This is a genomic window from Pseudoalteromonas luteoviolacea (assembly GCF_000814765.1).
GTDB lineage: Bacteria > Pseudomonadota > Gammaproteobacteria > Enterobacterales > Alteromonadaceae > Pseudoalteromonas > Pseudoalteromonas luteoviolacea_H.
In genome coordinates, this window is the sequence record NZ_JWIC01000001.1 from 159,749 (window position 1) to 175,736 (window position 15,988).

Sequence of the window (15,988 nt, forward strand, 5' to 3'; positions counted from 1 at the left end):
TCACTGCGAATGCGTTTAGCCACCGCTGAAATTAATATATCCGCACTGCGTTACAACTTAGCTCGTGTAAAAGAAATGGCGCCGAGCTCTAAAGTGATGGCGGTATTGAAAGCCAATGCTTATGGGCATGGTTTAGTGAAAATTGCCCAATGCTTGTCAGATGCGGATGCCTTTGCTGTGGCGCGTATTGATGAAGCGTTGGCGCTGCGTGCTGGTGGGTTAACCAAGCCCATCATTTTGTTGGAAGGCTTTTTTGATCCCAGTGATTTACCTATTTTGCTTGCTAACAATTTTGAAACTGTGGTTCATGATGAAAGCCAGTTGGCAGCGATTGAGCAAAGTAACCTCGATATGCCGATTTCTGTGTGGCTTAAAATCGATACGGGCATGCATCGTTTAGGCGTTGAGCCTGCGCAGTTCGACGGCTTTTATCGGCGGTTAAAGCAATGTGCCAATGTAAAGCCTGCGGTCAACCTCATGACGCACTTTCCGTGTGCTGATGACATCAACAACAACTTTACCCAAAGACAGATAGATTTATTTTCGTCCATTGTGTCTGGCACTCAAGAGGCATTATGTTTAGCGAATTCCGCGGGGGTCATTGGTTGGCCGGATGCGCATTTTGACTGGGTGAGATCTGGCCTGATGCTATATGGTGTGTCGCCCATGTTAGGTCAAGTAGGCACAGCGCATCAATTACAGCCTGTTATGCGATTGAAAACCCGTGTGATTGCCATTAAGCAGGTGGTAGAAGGGGATCGTGTCGGCTATGGCGGTCGCTGGCAGTGTCCAAAGCGGACGACATTAGCTGTGGTAGCGATGGGGTATGGCGATGGTTATCCGCGGCATGCCAAACAAGGCACACCAGTGGTGATAAAAGGTCAACGCTATGGCATTGTTGGCAGTGTCTCTATGGATATGATCAGTGTTGATATTGGCTACAACGAAGCACACATTCAGGTAGGTGATGAAGTTGAAATGTGGGGACCTAGTTTACCCGTTGAAGAGGTTGCAGAGTGTGCTGGTACCATTCCCTATGAATTGCTTTGCAATGTGACACCTCGAGTAAGCTATGAATATTGCAGTGAGTGAGTCCCGCTCACTCTAGTAGTTGCCCTTGCAGGGTCGCGACAACTCGTCTTGGCCCACCGTGGTCTCTATGTTCACCTAAATAGACACCTTGCCAAGTGCCTAAATTGAGTTGTCCTTGATAGATTGGAATGGTCACTTCACATCCTAATGTACTGGACTTTATATGCGCAGGCATATCGTCATCTCCTTCATAATCATGACGATAATAATGTTGATTTTGCGGCACAAAGTGGTTGAAATGGCTTTCCATATCCATTCTAACCGTCGGATCTGCATTTTCGTTTATGGTCAGACTTGCCGAGGTGTGCTGAATAAATAAATGAAGTAAGCCAACTTTGTAATAGCTCAGTTGTGGGATCTGGGTGAGTAGCTCATCATCAATGAGATGAAAGCCTCGTGTACGAGGCCTCAGTGTAATAATAGATTGGTGCCAACTCATAGCTTATCGAAGCTGACCTCTATATTTGCATTGCCATCTTCAGAGGTAAAAGGCATGATGATTTTTGCCCCTTCGCACTTGTGAGTAATGGTGTGTCCAGGCCCAGAGACAACTAATGGCGTCGCCATGTCAAAGTCATAGCCTTTTTCACCAAGCAGGTTTTTTGCGCCACCAGTCACCATATTGGTGATCTCACCGACCATATCGGTGACTTCTTCATTGATTTTTTCTGGTCGTTCACCGAGCATTCTTTCCATGATTGCCAGAGCAAGGCTTTCATCAAAGGTAATTGAAAACGAGCCTTTGGTTTGTGGGCCAACCATACCTATTAGCCCAGATACGTCTCCACGGGCGACTTCATCTTTTTTTATCTTTGGTTTACCAGGCGTCAACTCTGTTTGCGCCATCGTCGCTAATACATTTATTAGTGAAGATAAAAAAGGGTTGATGAACTCAACATTCATATTATAGATCCCTTGTTTTATTCGTTATAACTGACATTAGTTTAAGTGTAGTGGCTTTTTTTCTCGCTGCACTACTCTTGACACTTTTCACAAAGACCATGGGCTTCGATTGTCTGTGCTTTTACTATAAAGCCTTTCTCAGCTGATAAGTTGTTCAACTCATGAGATATGGCCCCAGAATGTAATTCTTGTACATGTCCACAGCTGTCACAAATTAAGAGTTGTACAGGGTGAATATGGTCAAAGTGGTGGCACAACATAAATGAGTTTGTGCTTTCGATTTTATGGATGAAACCTAGCTCAGACAAAAAGTCCAGTGCACGATAAACCGTTGCAGGTTTGGCACTACTCTCTGTTATTTTTAATTCTTCTAGCAAATCATAAGCGCCAACACCACCTTGTTTGGTGGCGAGTAAGCGAAAAACTTTTTCTCTAATTGGCGTGAAGCGTGCTCCGCGATTGTCGCAGACTTGCTTAGCTTTTGTAACGAGCAGTTCTATATTCATATTCTAAATCCTTACACTACTTCTCAATACTAACATATTCAATTTAATAGTCTTGTATCGACAAGGATTTATTCTCAATATTCAAAGGTTGTTGTGCATATTGCGCTAACCAAGCTTCAAAATCAATTTTTGACATAGGTTTACCTAAAAAGTAACCTTGGCCCAAGTCACAGCCAAGTGCCGCTAAGGTATCTAATTGTAGCTGGGTTTCGATACCTTCGGCGATTACTTTTATACTTAAGTTGTGGGCCATGGTGATGATGGTCTTAACGAGTTGCCTTACTTGCTCGCTGGTATGCATATCAAAAATAAAGCTCTGATCGATTTTAACCACATCAAATGGATATAAACGCAGATAATTTAAAGAAGAATAGCCTGTGCCAAAGTCATCCATTGACACAATCACACCGAGTTGATGAAATTCAAACAGGGCATCTTTAACCAGTGCATCCCCAGTCAGTAAAACCCCTTCTGTGATCTCTAATTCAAGATACTGAGTGTCGATTTGGTATTTGTGGATCATATGGCTTATGGTATTGACCAGATTGGGATCTTTAAATTGCCGAGGGGATAAATTGACAGCAATACGGTATGGAGTTGGGTGTAATGTTTGCAAATAGACGATTTGTAAAAGGGCTTGCTCCAATACAAACTCACCCAGTTCAATGATATACCCTGTTTGCTCTGCCAGAGGAATAAACTCCGCAGGAGAGATCCAGCCTAACTCTTCATTATGCCAGCGAAGTAGCGCTTCTGCACCGACTACAAAACCGTTGGATAAATCGTATTGTGGTTGAAAGTAGACTTCAAACTCTTGCTTAGCAAGCGCACTGCGCATGTGCTCTTCCAGTTTTAAACGGCGGTTTAGATCTTGGCTCATACTTTCGGTAAAAAATGAAAAGGTATTGCGACCCATTTGCTTGGCGCTATACATGGCGGAGTCTGCTTTTCTTAAGAGTTCGTTGGGAGAGTCTGCGTCATCAGGAAATACAGCGATACCTAAACTCAAAGAGATTGTAAATGCACGTTCGTCAATCTCAAATGGAGAGCGAAACAATTGCACGAGCTTGGTCGCGATGGCGGTGATATCGTGATGAGTTTGAATGTCACCAAGCAAGAGAATGAACTCATCGCCACCGAGACGAGCAACGGTGTCGTGTTTACGCAATGCTGTTTTTAATACATTGGCAGAATGGATCAATACTTTATCACCCACTTCATGACCCATTGAGTCATTCACTTTTTTAAAATCATCTAAATCGATAAAGCCGACAGCAATGAGTTGTTGGTTACGTTTCGCTTCATGGATCATTTGCTGTAATCGATCAAGTGCCAAAAACCGGTTGGGCAGACTGGTCAACGTATCGTAAAAGGCATGTTTGAGTATGACTTCTTCTTGGCGCTTTTGATCTGTGATATCTCGCACCGCAATGACTAACTTATCTGAGTTTGGGATCGCATTGAGGCGCGCTTCGAAATGCTTGCTTTGCTCACCGCTTTCCAACTTATAATCTATTTGCGTCAATTGGCCATTTTGCTTAATCGTTGAGATGGCTTTTGAAAAGTGTTTTGCTGCATGTGCTGGGAGTATGTCGACCAGTTTTTGGCCGACAAACTGTGTCTCTGGCATCGGTAGATTATCACCATTGCCGTAATGACATTCTAAAATTTTTCCCTGTTTATCGATGATAAAAAAGATATCTGGTAGGGCAGAAAAAATCCCCTCAAGCATACTGTGTTGCTCTATCGCCGTTTGCTCTGCATATTTTTGTTGTTTAAATCCGATCTCAAGGGTGTATGAGGCTCTTGCAATGTTGTTTGCCAACTGCTTGAGCTCTCCTTTCCCTTCAATCGTGTGCTCACGAATAAATTTAAAGTCTCCCAGTTGGTTGCTGTATCGGATCAATGCAGCGATAGGGCGATGAATAAAATAATAAGTGATGATAAGTGCCAGCAGAGAAATAAAAATAATAGCCAGTACGATAAACCACGCATTGTGATTGTAGTGAGTCAATAAACGGGCAAAAGTGTCAGATAAGTCATATTGACTGTAAACAATGAATTTAGGCTCTGGTGATGCATTGTTTTGATTGGTGGGAGCTGACACCAATTGATAAGTAGCCAACATACTGGCCGGTTCATCAAAATAATGTACAAACGCTGCAGACGATTGATGCAGCAACACTTTATCGGTAAGCGGAAACAAGGTTTTAGCATTCAGCCCAATGTGTTTTTTTTCTGCACTATATAAAATATTGAATTGCTGGTCAGCAATGATGATAGTGGAGCGTGGCGCCAACTGCGTTTTGGTACGCAGTACTGCACGAATATCTGCCGTGGGATCAGAACCGATAATTTGCGCCATAGACATGGAAGCTTGTTTGGCCGATATCAGTGTTTGTTCGACGATAAAGGTTTTTTTAACTTGATAACTGAAAATAATGAGCACGAGCGCAAATACAGCTGCGGAAATAGTGGAAAGGATCGTCAACCAAATTTTGAGGTTAATTGAATACGCTTTATCCATTGTTATTCCTTCACTACCGCGCCTGTCGTCAAACGCAAATACCTGCTGCACATTAGTTCGTCCATTAATGACAATTGCTGGTGATGCTTGTGCGGCTTAACAAGCCGCTACCACAAACCTATATAGCCTTACAGCTAACATATTTGGTGGTTGTCCTACGGTTAGTATAGTTTAATTCGACAGATATAAATGGCCGATTGAAGTTTAAATGATTGACAGCGCTGGCATCTCAAAAAACGAACGCATAGCAGCGCTATTTATCGTCTGAAAGCAGGTTACGAGTCAAAATGCGTTCATACAGAGATGTTAGGTTAATGGTAGTAACACCTTGCTGTATTCAAGAGTGGATAAGATAGCTGTAAAACGACACCGTGAGTTGAAAGGGAGATTACTCAACAAGTGAACAGCTCGGTATCGAAGAAATTTATAAAGTTTAAACTTTACGAAGGGTTATATCTTATCTGTTTGTTAATTTTTAGTAATTTTGATTTATTTTTTTATTTTGTATGATAGCATCTTAAAGGCAGTAATAAATTAATAAAGAATATTCTGACTTTTTAGGTAATGAGTGTCGTAGTCTGGTTGTATTGCCTGCATGAATAGCATTTTCTTTTATAAAACTCTATAAGTATCATATTTTTATGGTTTTTGGGGTGGTAGTAAAAGGTGTAGTCTATTAACTTAACTTGCAGTGTTTAGTGGTTAATTAACCTTCATAATTTTGCACGTCTAAGCGCTGAATCTAGGCCATGTTGGGCATAGGTATTGGTGTTGTTAGTTCGTTGTGAATTTTAAATTGATTAATTTTTTTCAATTTTGTGGTTAGAGCTAGGATTGCGGTAACAGCCTTCATTGCATAAAACTAAAAGCCTGTAGAGCGGCCAGATCCTAGCACAGAGATCACTTAATCACTCTTTGTGTGGGCATGGCATGAAAACAGACTTAGTGACTGCGTTAGTTACATTAGCGAATACGCGTGGTGATGATACTGCGTACCAATATTTTTTCTCCGACGACCTTCCAAGTCAATCTCTGACTTATCAACAGCTAGATCAACGAGCTAGGCAGATTGCTCACAACTTAGGAGCACACTTTGAGCAAGGTGATCGTGCACTGTTGCTGTACAACTCCGGGTTTGAATTTATAGAAGCGTTTTTTGCCTGCCTTTATGCTGGGATTGTGGCAGTGCCAGTTTATCCACCAAAAAAGAATCAAAATATCACTCGATTGCGCAGTATCATTGAAGATGCAGGGGCTAAAGGGGTATTGACCAGTGAAAAAGTGAATGAGATCGCTCGGCCACTGTTTGAGTCCGAAGCAAGCTTAAATGATCTGGCCTTGTTCACCACAGACTCCATTGAATGCGAAGTTGCAAATGATTGGCAAGCCATTGCAGTCAATGGCGAAGATTTGGCGTTTTTACAGTATACGTCAGGTTCTACAGGGGCTCCGAAGGGGGTCATGGTGACACACGATAACATCACTGATAATGAAGAAATGATGAAAGTGGCATTCGGCCACAGCAGTCAAACCCCCATTGTGAGCTGGTTACCGCATTTTCATGATATGGGGCTTATTTTCGGCATTTTGCAGCCTATTTATATTGGTGCACCGGCCTATTTAATGAATCCAACTTACTTCTTACAAAAACCATTGCGCTGGCTTAGGTTGCTGAGTGAGTTCAAAGGCGTGACATCCAGTGCGCCGAATTTTGCTTATGATTTGTGTGTCGATACGATTAAAGAAGAAGAGCTGACAGGGCTAGACCTGTCGCACTGGCAATCGGCTTTGAATGGAGCGGAGCCAGTTCGCGCTAGCACACTAGAGCGTTTTTACCATAAGTTCAAGCGTTGTGGGCTGCGTAAAGAGAGCTTGTCTCCTTGTTATGGCATGGCTGAAACAACGCTGTTCGCAACCGGAGGCGCTTTGCTTGTGCAACCGACAGTACTGACGTTGAACAATAACAAAATGCTCGATGGTGTGGCTAAAATTCAGGAGTCTGCCATTGACGATAGGTGCAATCCTGAGGCGTTGGCTTATCAAGCTGTATCCAGTGGTCATGTTTGGTGCGACCATGAAGTGGCCATTGTATCACCAAATACATTGCGGCGCTGTGAGGAGGGGGAAGTCGGAGAGATTTGGGTAAAAGGTGCCAGTGTCGCAAAAGGCTATTGGAATAAGCCTGAGCAAACTCAACAAACCTTTCACGCGACCATCGTCGGAGAAAACGGTGGACCTTATTTGCGCACCGGGGATTTAGGCTTTTTATATCAGCAGGAGTTGTTTGTCACGGGGCGCTGTAAAGATGTATTGATTTTTCGAGGAAAGAATTACTACCCACAAGATATTGAACTCACTGTCAGTGATTGTGATGAGGCACTTGAGAGCAATGGCGGCGCTGCATTTTATATTCATGCAGAGCATGAAGATCGATTGGTGGTGGTACAACAAGTTAAGCGCACTGCGATTCGCAAGCTTAATCATAAGCAAGTGATAGACAAAATCATCAGTGCCATTGTCGAGCAACATGGTATAGCGCCTTATGATGTTGTTCTGATAAAGCCTGGGCGTTTATGCAAAACATCCAGTGGTAAAGTCCAACGTCAAGAAAATAAAGCGCAGTACGAGCAAGCGCGTTTTGAGGTTTTGGCAGCGCATAAATCAGCACAATCGAATGACCAAACAACGCCTTTACCTACACATGAGGTCACTTCTAAAGCGGATCCTGCTTTATACAATGCTGCGTGTCAGCTGTTACAAAATATCATTGCCATAGAGGTGGGTGTAGAGGGCACAGTGTTAGATATTGATGCCTCATTTTTATCACTGGGCGTTGATTCGATGAAAGCGGTGCGCATTTCTGGTGAGTTGATAGAGCTACACGGCATTGAACTGGAGTCGACCATATTATATGAGTACCCCAATATCAGCGAACTGGCGAAGTACCTCTGTCAATTTGATGGAGTGAAAGCGGCATTGAGTGTGTCAGGTGCAGAGAACCTAGACGGCGACACCGATCCCCAGCGCGCACCAATACAGTCGAAAAGTCAGTCACAAAAAAGCACCGCGTCCAGCGTTAATTGTCGCGACACTGATATTGCTGTTATCGGCATGGCTTGTCGGTATCCTAATGCGAACAACTTGGATGAGTTATGGCACCTGCTGATGAATGAGCAGGACGCAATTAGCACGCCGAGTGATAGTCGTCAGCAGTTGTGTCCGGAGGTGAATGCACAGCGTTTGGGAGGATATATCGATGATATATCTCATTTTGATCATACGCTGTTCGGTATTTCACCCAACGAGGCAAAGCACATCGATCCTCAGCAGCGCGTATTGCTAGAAAACACCTTTCATGCCATTCAATCAGCAGGGTATATGCCAGCGCAATTGGCGGGGATGAAGATTGGGGTTTATGTTGGGATCTCACAAAGTGACTATTTTTCACTTTCACAACAGGTGCAAAAAAGTACCGCTTATCTAGGTACCGGGACTGCGCTGAGTATTGCGGCAAATCGATTATCGTATTTTTATAACTTTACTGGCCCAAGTTTGGCCATTGATACGGCATGTTCTTCGTCGCTGGTGGCTTTGCACCATGCAGTACAGGCTATAAGAAGCGGCGATATTCCTCAAGCGTTAGTGGCGGGCGTTAATCTCATTTTAAGCGATGATGTATCGCAAGCATGCGATAACGCGCAGATGTTAGCTATAGATGGCCGATGCAAGACGTTTTCTGATAGTGCCAATGGGTATGTACGCAGTGAAGGGGTCGGCTCGGTTTTATTAAAACCCTTATCGCAAGCCATTGAAGATAATGATCCTATTTATGGTGTGATCAAAGGTAGTGCGGTTAACCAAGATGGCCGCAGCAATGGGATCACTGCTCCAAATGGCCGAGCACAGCAACAAGTGATCAGAGCGGCTCTTAGTCATGCGGGTGTCAATGCACAGGCTGTTAATTATGTAGAAGCCCATGGTACTGGCACTAAACTGGGTGATCCCATCGAAGTGTCGGCATTACAACAGGTGTACGGTGAGCAGCGTAGCAATCAGCTTATCGTGGGCTCGATCAAAGCCAATATTGGTCATTTAGAATCAGCCGCAGGATTGGCTGGGTTAATTAAAACACTATTGTGTTTTAGACATAAAAAAATTCCCGCACAGCGTTATAGTGATGCGCTCAATAGTCATATTCCTTGGCAAAAATGCGCTATTACGGTGCCAACAACACACACCCCTTGGCCCAGTAACCATGAAGCATTAGGCTTAGCAGGGGTCAGCTCATTTGGCTTTGGTGGCACGAACGCACATGTCATTGTGGCGCCGCCAATTGCGGCAAACACGTCGCAACATACACCCATTAAACAACCCAGTTGCTATGTACTGCCTTTGGCTGCAAAGTCGCCACAGGCATTGTCAAAGTGGGTTAAACAATTTGCTCACCAAGCGCAAAATCTGTCCAGTTCGGCATTCAGTGATTTAGTTAAGCAGGTGTCGACATTACCGGCTTTAAAAGGCATTAAAAAAGCGTTTCACGGTGCTGATTTACAGGCTTTACAGCGACACCTGAGCAATGTGAGTGAGGCTGAGCTCACGCAGCAACCCCCGCTGCGTATAAATGCGCCACAAACGGTGTTTTTATTTACGGGCCAAGGCTCGCAATATCCGGATATGGGTCAAGCTTTGTATCACGCTGATGACGTGTTTAAAGCCGCCATCGATGAGTGTGAATCCTTGTTACTTGTCCATTATGATACGCGCTTGACTGATGTGCTCTATGGCGAACACCAAGCGGCGCTAAATCAAATCCGCTGGACGCAAGTGGCCATTTTCGCTGTTGAATATGCATTGGCGCAGCGGCTCTGTACGCTGGGGATATCCCCTGATCTATTAATCAGTCATAGTGTTGGTGAGTATGCAGCGGCATGCATAGCAGGCGTATTGTCTTTGGTTGATGCGATTAAGTTGGTGAGTGCGCGAGCGACACTGATGCATGAATTAGATGCTGGTGGGCAAATGATCGCTGCAAGGTGTTCACTCGAACAGGCGCAGTCTATCATTTCAGGCTATGAACAAACCGCAGCAATCTCCGCGTATCATGGCGAGGCCGGAGTAGTATTTTCTGGCAGTGATGATGCCATTGAACACATTTGTCAGCAGCTAACGAGTAGAGCCGTGCGATTTAAGGCGTTAAATACGGGCGCTGCATTTCATTCACCTCTTATGGTGCCTATGTTGCAAGCATTTGCTGAGGTTGTAGGCTCGGTTACATTGCATAAGCCAACACTGAATTTTGTCTCTTCAGTGACAGGTCAAATTGAGCAAGACAGACTGACTGATGCCCGTTATTGGTGCGAGCAAATCACGCACCCCGTGCGATTTGATGCCAGCTTACAGGCATTGGGAGATATGACATCCATTTGCTTTATCGAACTCGGTCCAAAGCCGATTTTAAGTGGTTTGATCCAGGAAAACTTACCGCGCATTGATGCCACTTATTTATCAGTATTACGTGATAAGGGAGACGACCGTGAGCGATTGGGTGAGTGTATTGCGACTGTGTATGAATTCGGGGTTGAAATTAACTGGTGCGATTTTTATTTAGCTGAATCAGCACCGCTTGCTCAGCGCCAAGCTTTACCACCCTATCCATTTGATAAGCATGTGCACTGGATAGGAGAGGCGGATACACAACCCTCTGCACCACCTAGTATCACACAGCCTCAACCAGCGACTGATGAACTGCATAGAGTGCAAGCCATAGAAGAGTTTATTTTGTCGACGTTGGCAAAGGAACTTGGGATGGATGCTGTGCAAATAGATCCACATTTGGCCTTGCTAGAAATGGGGGTGGACTCCTTAATGATAATGCGCGCAGTGCGTATTTTTGAGAAGCAATTCGATTTAGAGTTCCGCGTGCGGCAGTTTTATGAAGAGCTGAGCAATGTTGCGAGTTTAGTGGCTTACGTCGCGCAACATAGTGACTATCTCGCGTTAGATAGGGCCTCTGTCGAGGACGACGCGCTGGTGCAAACAGCGCCGTCGCAAATTGATAGCCCCTCCACGCAAGCGATTGAGCATAGTGTGCTCATTGAGCGTATTTGCCATGCACAGTTACAAGCTGCGGCGAGCGTAAATACGGAAGCTGCACAGCTCAGTGTTTCTGACGTCACTGCACAGCAGCTAGCGTGGCTCAGACAACAACCAAGCGATCCTGTAACGCAAGGGGCGCTGAATGTGAGTGTGGAGCAGATTCCACGTCTGGCGTCAAAACTTGAAGCATCTAGCGAAGCGCGTGCAGACACTGCCGCCGTTTCAGTATTACCAGGTTTTCAAGCCAAACAGTTGCAGCGCCAAGCAAGTACGCAGGAGATGCGCCAACATCATGAGAGGCTGAGCCAGCAGTATTGTGCAAAGACGGCTTCTTCTAAATTACTCGTCTCTGAACATCGCGCCCATTTAGCCGATTGCCGAGCGTCTGCTGGGTTTCGATTATCGAGCAAAGAAATGCTCTACCCAATTTTTGCCAAGCGCTGTGAGGGATCACGTATTTGGGATATTGATGACAATGAATACATCGACATTACCATGGATTTTGGGGTGAATTTATTTGGTCATAAACCGGCCTTTGTTAATGAGGCCATTGCACAACAGCTAGACAGTGGTATTCAGTTAGGGTTGGCGAGCCCGTTAGCCTGCGAGGCGGCTGCACTCATCAGTGAGTTAACAGGGCTGGCGCGTGTGTCATTTTGTAACTCTGGCACTGAAGCGGTGATGACGGCACTCAGACTGGCTAGAAATAAAACGAAGCGACAGCGTATTGTCCAGTTTGAAGGGGCTTATCATGGTCATTTTGATGGCACATTGGCGGCAATGGCGCCGGATGGAGAACGTGTTGAGCCGATGTGCTCGGGCGTACGTCATGAAGCAATTGCGGATAACTTAGTACTTAAATATGGCGATTTTTCAGCACTTGAACAGATCAAACAGCAGGGGCATGAGATAGCGGCGGTATTGGTCGAGCCTGTGCAAAGTCGTCATCCTGAACTACAGCCATTTGAGTTTTTAAAGCAACTGAGAGCGCTCACACGCACACTGGGGATCGCTTTAATTTTTGATGAGATGATCACGGGATTTCGTGCTCATCCCGGTGGTGTACAGGGGTTACTCAATATTCAAGCAGATATGGCTACTTATGGAAAAATCGTCGGTGGTGGCTTGCCTATCGGGGTGGTTGCGGGTAGCAGTGAGTATCTCGATGGTATCGATGGTGGGGTATGGCAATATGGGGATCACTCTTTTCCACAAGCCGATACCACATTTTTTGCGGGGACGTTTTGCAAGCATCCGTTGAGCATGGCAAGCGCCGTTGCGGTGCTCAAAGAGATTAAGCGCCAAGGCGTTGAGTTACAAAACGAGTTGACGCGCAAAACCGTGTATTTACAGGACCAGCTGAACGCATTCTTTACTGAACAGGCGATCCCGATCTCGATAAATACATTTACTTCGCTCTTTCGTTTTCAATTTAGTCAAAACTTAGATGTCTTCTTTTATGAGCTACTTAATCGTGGTGTATTTATTTGGGAGGGCCGCAATTGCTTCATTAGTGCTGCGCACAGTGATGCAGATATTGCGTTTGTTATCGATGCGGTTAAAGAGAGCGCACTGGCGTTAAAGCATGCAGGCTATTTTGGCCGAGACGAACAATCAACCCAGTTGGAAACAACACACAAAAGCGGCTGTTTGCTCACTCAAGGTCAAAAGCAATTATTAGCCTTGGCATTGCGAAGTCCAAATGGTGCTTTTGCTTATCATTTGCAGGCCAGTGTGAGTTTAGTGGGCGCATTAGATGTGGAGAAGCTCAAGCGTGCAGTAGGTCAGGTAGTGCGGAGTTTCCCGTTGCTGCGCTTTGGTGTCGATGTGGCTGAGCTTACCCATGTGATGCGTAACGAACCTGAACTAGAGTGTGTGTCTATTGCTCCGGGAGAATCGGAGGTTGAGGTGACACAACGTTTGTCAAAATTGCGCTACCACACATTTGATTTTGAGGATGACGGCCTGTGTCGATTTTATTTATTGACGGATCATTTACATCGTCACTGTTTGAGTGTGGTGGCCCATCACATTGTCTGTGATGGCATCTCATTACAATTGATCTTGGCAAAAATAGCACACAGTTATTCTACAGGTGAATCCATAGCGTGCCCAAGCGCCCCGAGTTTTGATGATTACACGCGCGCGGTGACAGAATATGCTCAGACCAAGATTTATCAAGAAGACGCGCAGTATTGGCAAGCGCAGCTATCAGCGAGTGAACAGTTAGCACTGCCTCTGAGACGAGATGCAAAAGCCCAATCTAATTATCAAGTTAAACAACTTCGGTATGAACTCAGTGCGCAAGCAGTACAAAACCTTCAATCTGTTTCACAGGCACAAAAGTGTGGCCTCTTTGCGACCTTATTGGCGTGTTATGTGGCTTGGTTACATAAGCTATCTCAACAAACGCGTATTGCGGTGAATGTGCCTGTGTCAGACCGCCAATTACTTTCTCCCGATGTAGAAGCGGAGGTCTTAGATGAACATTTGTTGGGCTATTGCACTAATATGTTGCCACTACAATTGGATGTCACAACAACTATGACGTTTGGTCAATTGGTGTCGCAGGTGCAAGACAAATTGCTCACAGGGTTTGAGCATCAACATCTTCCTTATGCCCATTTGTGTGAACAAGATTGGATCATGCCAAGTACGGTATTTAATTTCGATCGGGTGCACGCGCTCCCCGAATTCAGTGATTTGAAACTGACTCCGATGGCAAATAATACCTGTTTTGGTCAATTTGATCTCTCCTGCAATATTTTGAATATCGCTGAGCAGTGGTGGCTTGAACTCGACTATCAAAGTGATAGATATGATGATGAGATGATAGTGAGTTTTGCGCAATCTTGGTTAACCATGGCGGCTCACATCTGCGCTGAGCACACGCTTTTAAGTGACTTATTTGCGTTGCAAAAAGAAGAGAATTATTGCGATATGCTATCCCTGCAGCTCGTCAACTCTAGTGCGTGTTCGGGATATGATATTTTGACCAAGATGCTGGGTCAGCAGGTGTTAAAAACACCACAAAAAATTGCGGTGGAAGATGATTTAACACAGCTGAGTTACCAACAGCTTGAAACGCACTCTAATCAATTAGCAAACTACCTCATCAGCCAAGACATAGGCAAAGGCAGTCTAGTGGCGGTCGCAATGTCACGTACTAGCAAGTTGGTCGTTGCTTTACTGGCGGTATTAAAAACGGGGGCCGCTTATCTACCCATTGATATCACTTATCCGCAGTCTCGAGTGAGGGACGTTCTGTCAGATTCTCAAGCTGATTTACTTCTGTGTGATGCTCCATGTGCAGAAATAAAGACCATGATAGATACAAACATGGTGTGCCTTGATATCGACATGGAAAGTAATGCGATGTCGTCGAGCCCAAGCACACAGCCAAATTGTCACATTGATCATGAGCAGCGCGCTTATGTGATTTACACATCTGGCTCAAGTGGTCGGCCTAAAGGTGTCGAAATCACTCATGGCGCTTTGGCAAACTTTCTTAACTCGATGCAAGATAAGCCCGGTATTGTGCAACAAGATCGTGTACTGGCCATCACGACTATGGCGTTTGATATTGCGGCCTTGGAGTTATTCCTCCCATTGATTTGTGGCGCGACCATAGTGATTGCCAGTGAAGCGTCGTGCAGTGATCCGCTGGCAATCGCCGAGCTCATTGAGCGACAGCAAATCTCCTTTATGCAAGCAACGCCCACACTATGGAACCTGATGGTCCAAGCTGCACCTAGTTGTGTGACTGGACTAAAAGTATTGAGTGGAGGAGAGCCGTTAGATGCCAGTTTAGCTAACAAGTTATTGGACCAAGGCGCGCAGCTATGGAATATGTACGGACCGACTGAAACCACGATTTGGTCGAGCATTGCGCATATTACCGATGCGCAGGATATTACTGTCGGCAATGGGATTGCTAACACTGGGCTGTTTGTAATGCCTGAACAAGCCAATGAGCAGAGCCTACCTCTGCCTGTGGGGGTTTGGGGAGAGCTTTGGATAAGTGGAGCTGGTGTATCAACGGGTTACCTCAATCGTGAAACACTTACCGCACAGCAATTTGTGACACACACCATCAATCAGCAACCGCTGCGATTATACAAAACCGGTGATAGAGCACGGTATTTACCCAATGGTCAAATTGAATTGCAGGGGCGCCTAGATAACCAAGTGAAGCTGCATGGTCACCGTATTGAGTTGGCTGAGGTCGAGTATCAATTACGTAAATTACTGGGTCATGATGATGTGCGCGTGTTGGTGAAAAAGACGCCTGAAGGTACGGCGCACTTATGTGCATTTTGTATGCTTGGTCCTCAACAAGGTGTGCAATGGGAATACAGTGCAATTCGTCAGCACTTGATGATGAAATTACCCAGTTACATGGTGCCCGAGTTTGTTAGTTGGTTGGAACAATGGCCGCGAACACCCAATGGCAAAATTGACACTCAAGCTTTAGTCATTCCGCAGATGAAAACCGGTTATATAGCACGTCATCGCGCGCCGGATACGCCAATAGAGCAGACTTTACTTACGTACTTTATCGAACTGTTACCCGTGGAGCAGATCAGCACCGACAGTAGCTTTTTTGATTGTGGTGGCAATTCGGTAATGGCAATGCAGTTGGTATCACGTATTAATCGTCATTTTGATATTCGCTGCACAGTCGCTGATGTGTTCGACTTTAGCAGTGTCGTGTTACTTGCACAGCGCATTGATGTCATTAAGGCGCACCCAGATCAAGCTCAACAGAGTGAGGTAGGTGTAGACGCTATCAGTGACATAGTTAGTGGGCGCGATATTAGCGCCGCTTTTGATGATCAATCCATGACAGAGATGGACTTGTAAA

6 protein-coding genes are annotated in these 15,988 nt (G+C 45.2%); 2 read left to right on the forward strand and 4 right to left on the reverse strand.

Annotated features, from left to right (window positions below; all coding sequences use genetic code 11):
• Positions 1–9 precede the first annotated feature (9 nt).
• Positions 10–1,092, forward strand: coding sequence for an alanine racemase (gene alr / locus JF50_RS00760; protein WP_039607626.1), 1,083 nt, complete (start codon positions 10–12; stop codon positions 1,090–1,092).
• 7 nt (positions 1,093–1,099) lie between these two features.
• Here alr and JF50_RS00765 read toward each other — a convergent pair whose 3' ends face one another.
• From JF50_RS00765 to JF50_RS00780, 4 genes are all read right to left on the reverse strand, one after another.
• Positions 1,100–1,531 (reverse strand): secondary thiamine-phosphate synthase enzyme YjbQ, encoded by a 432-nt coding sequence (locus JF50_RS00765; protein ID WP_039607627.1) that lies wholly within the window; start codon positions 1,529–1,531, stop codon positions 1,100–1,102.
• Entirely contained in the window at positions 1,528–1,995 is a 468-nt protein-coding gene (locus tag JF50_RS00770) for a chemotaxis protein CheX (RefSeq protein ID WP_023400721.1), read from the reverse strand. Before JF50_RS00770 ends, JF50_RS00765 begins: the two co-directional genes overlap by 4 nt.
• Positions 1,996–2,066: 71 nt before the next feature.
• Positions 2,067–2,501 carry a zinc uptake transcriptional repressor Zur gene (zur, locus tag JF50_RS00775; protein WP_039607628.1) on the reverse strand — a complete coding sequence of 145 codons (435 nt, stop codon included), beginning with the start codon at positions 2,499–2,501 and terminating at the stop codon, positions 2,067–2,069.
• 43 nt (positions 2,502–2,544) lie between these two features.
• A complete protein-coding gene (locus JF50_RS00780) occupies positions 2,545–5,028 on the reverse strand; it encodes an EAL domain-containing protein (protein ID WP_052262074.1) in 2,484 nt (827 codons plus the stop codon).
• A gap of 930 nt (positions 5,029–5,958) precedes the next feature.
• On the opposite strand from JF50_RS00780, the gene JF50_RS00785 reads away from it, so the two are divergent.
• Positions 5,959–15,987, forward strand: coding sequence for a hybrid non-ribosomal peptide synthetase/type I polyketide synthase (locus tag JF50_RS00785; RefSeq protein WP_039607629.1), 10,029 nt, complete (start codon positions 5,959–5,961; stop codon positions 15,985–15,987).
• Position 15,988 lies beyond the last annotated feature (1 nt).

What these genes read in the sequence shown, in the direction of transcription:
- JF50_RS00770 (WP_023400721.1), bottom strand. Translation starts at nt 1,995, where the DNA reads ATGAATGTTGAGTTCATCAACCCTTTTTTATCTTCACTAATAAATGTA.
- JF50_RS00785 (WP_039607629.1), top strand. Translation starts at nt 5,959, where the DNA reads ATGAAAACAGACTTAGTGACTGCGTTAGTTACATTAGCGAATACGCGT.
- JF50_RS00765 (WP_039607627.1), bottom strand. Translation starts at nt 1,531, where the DNA reads ATGAGTTGGCACCAATCTATTATTACACTGAGGCCTCGTACACGAGGC.
- alr (WP_039607626.1), top strand. Translation starts at nt 10, where the DNA reads ATGCGTTTAGCCACCGCTGAAATTAATATATCCGCACTGCGTTACAAC.
- zur (WP_039607628.1), bottom strand. Translation starts at nt 2,501, where the DNA reads ATGAATATAGAACTGCTCGTTACAAAAGCTAAGCAAGTCTGCGACAAT.
- JF50_RS00780 (WP_052262074.1), bottom strand. Translation starts at nt 5,028, where the DNA reads ATGGATAAAGCGTATTCAATTAACCTCAAAATTTGGTTGACGATCCTT.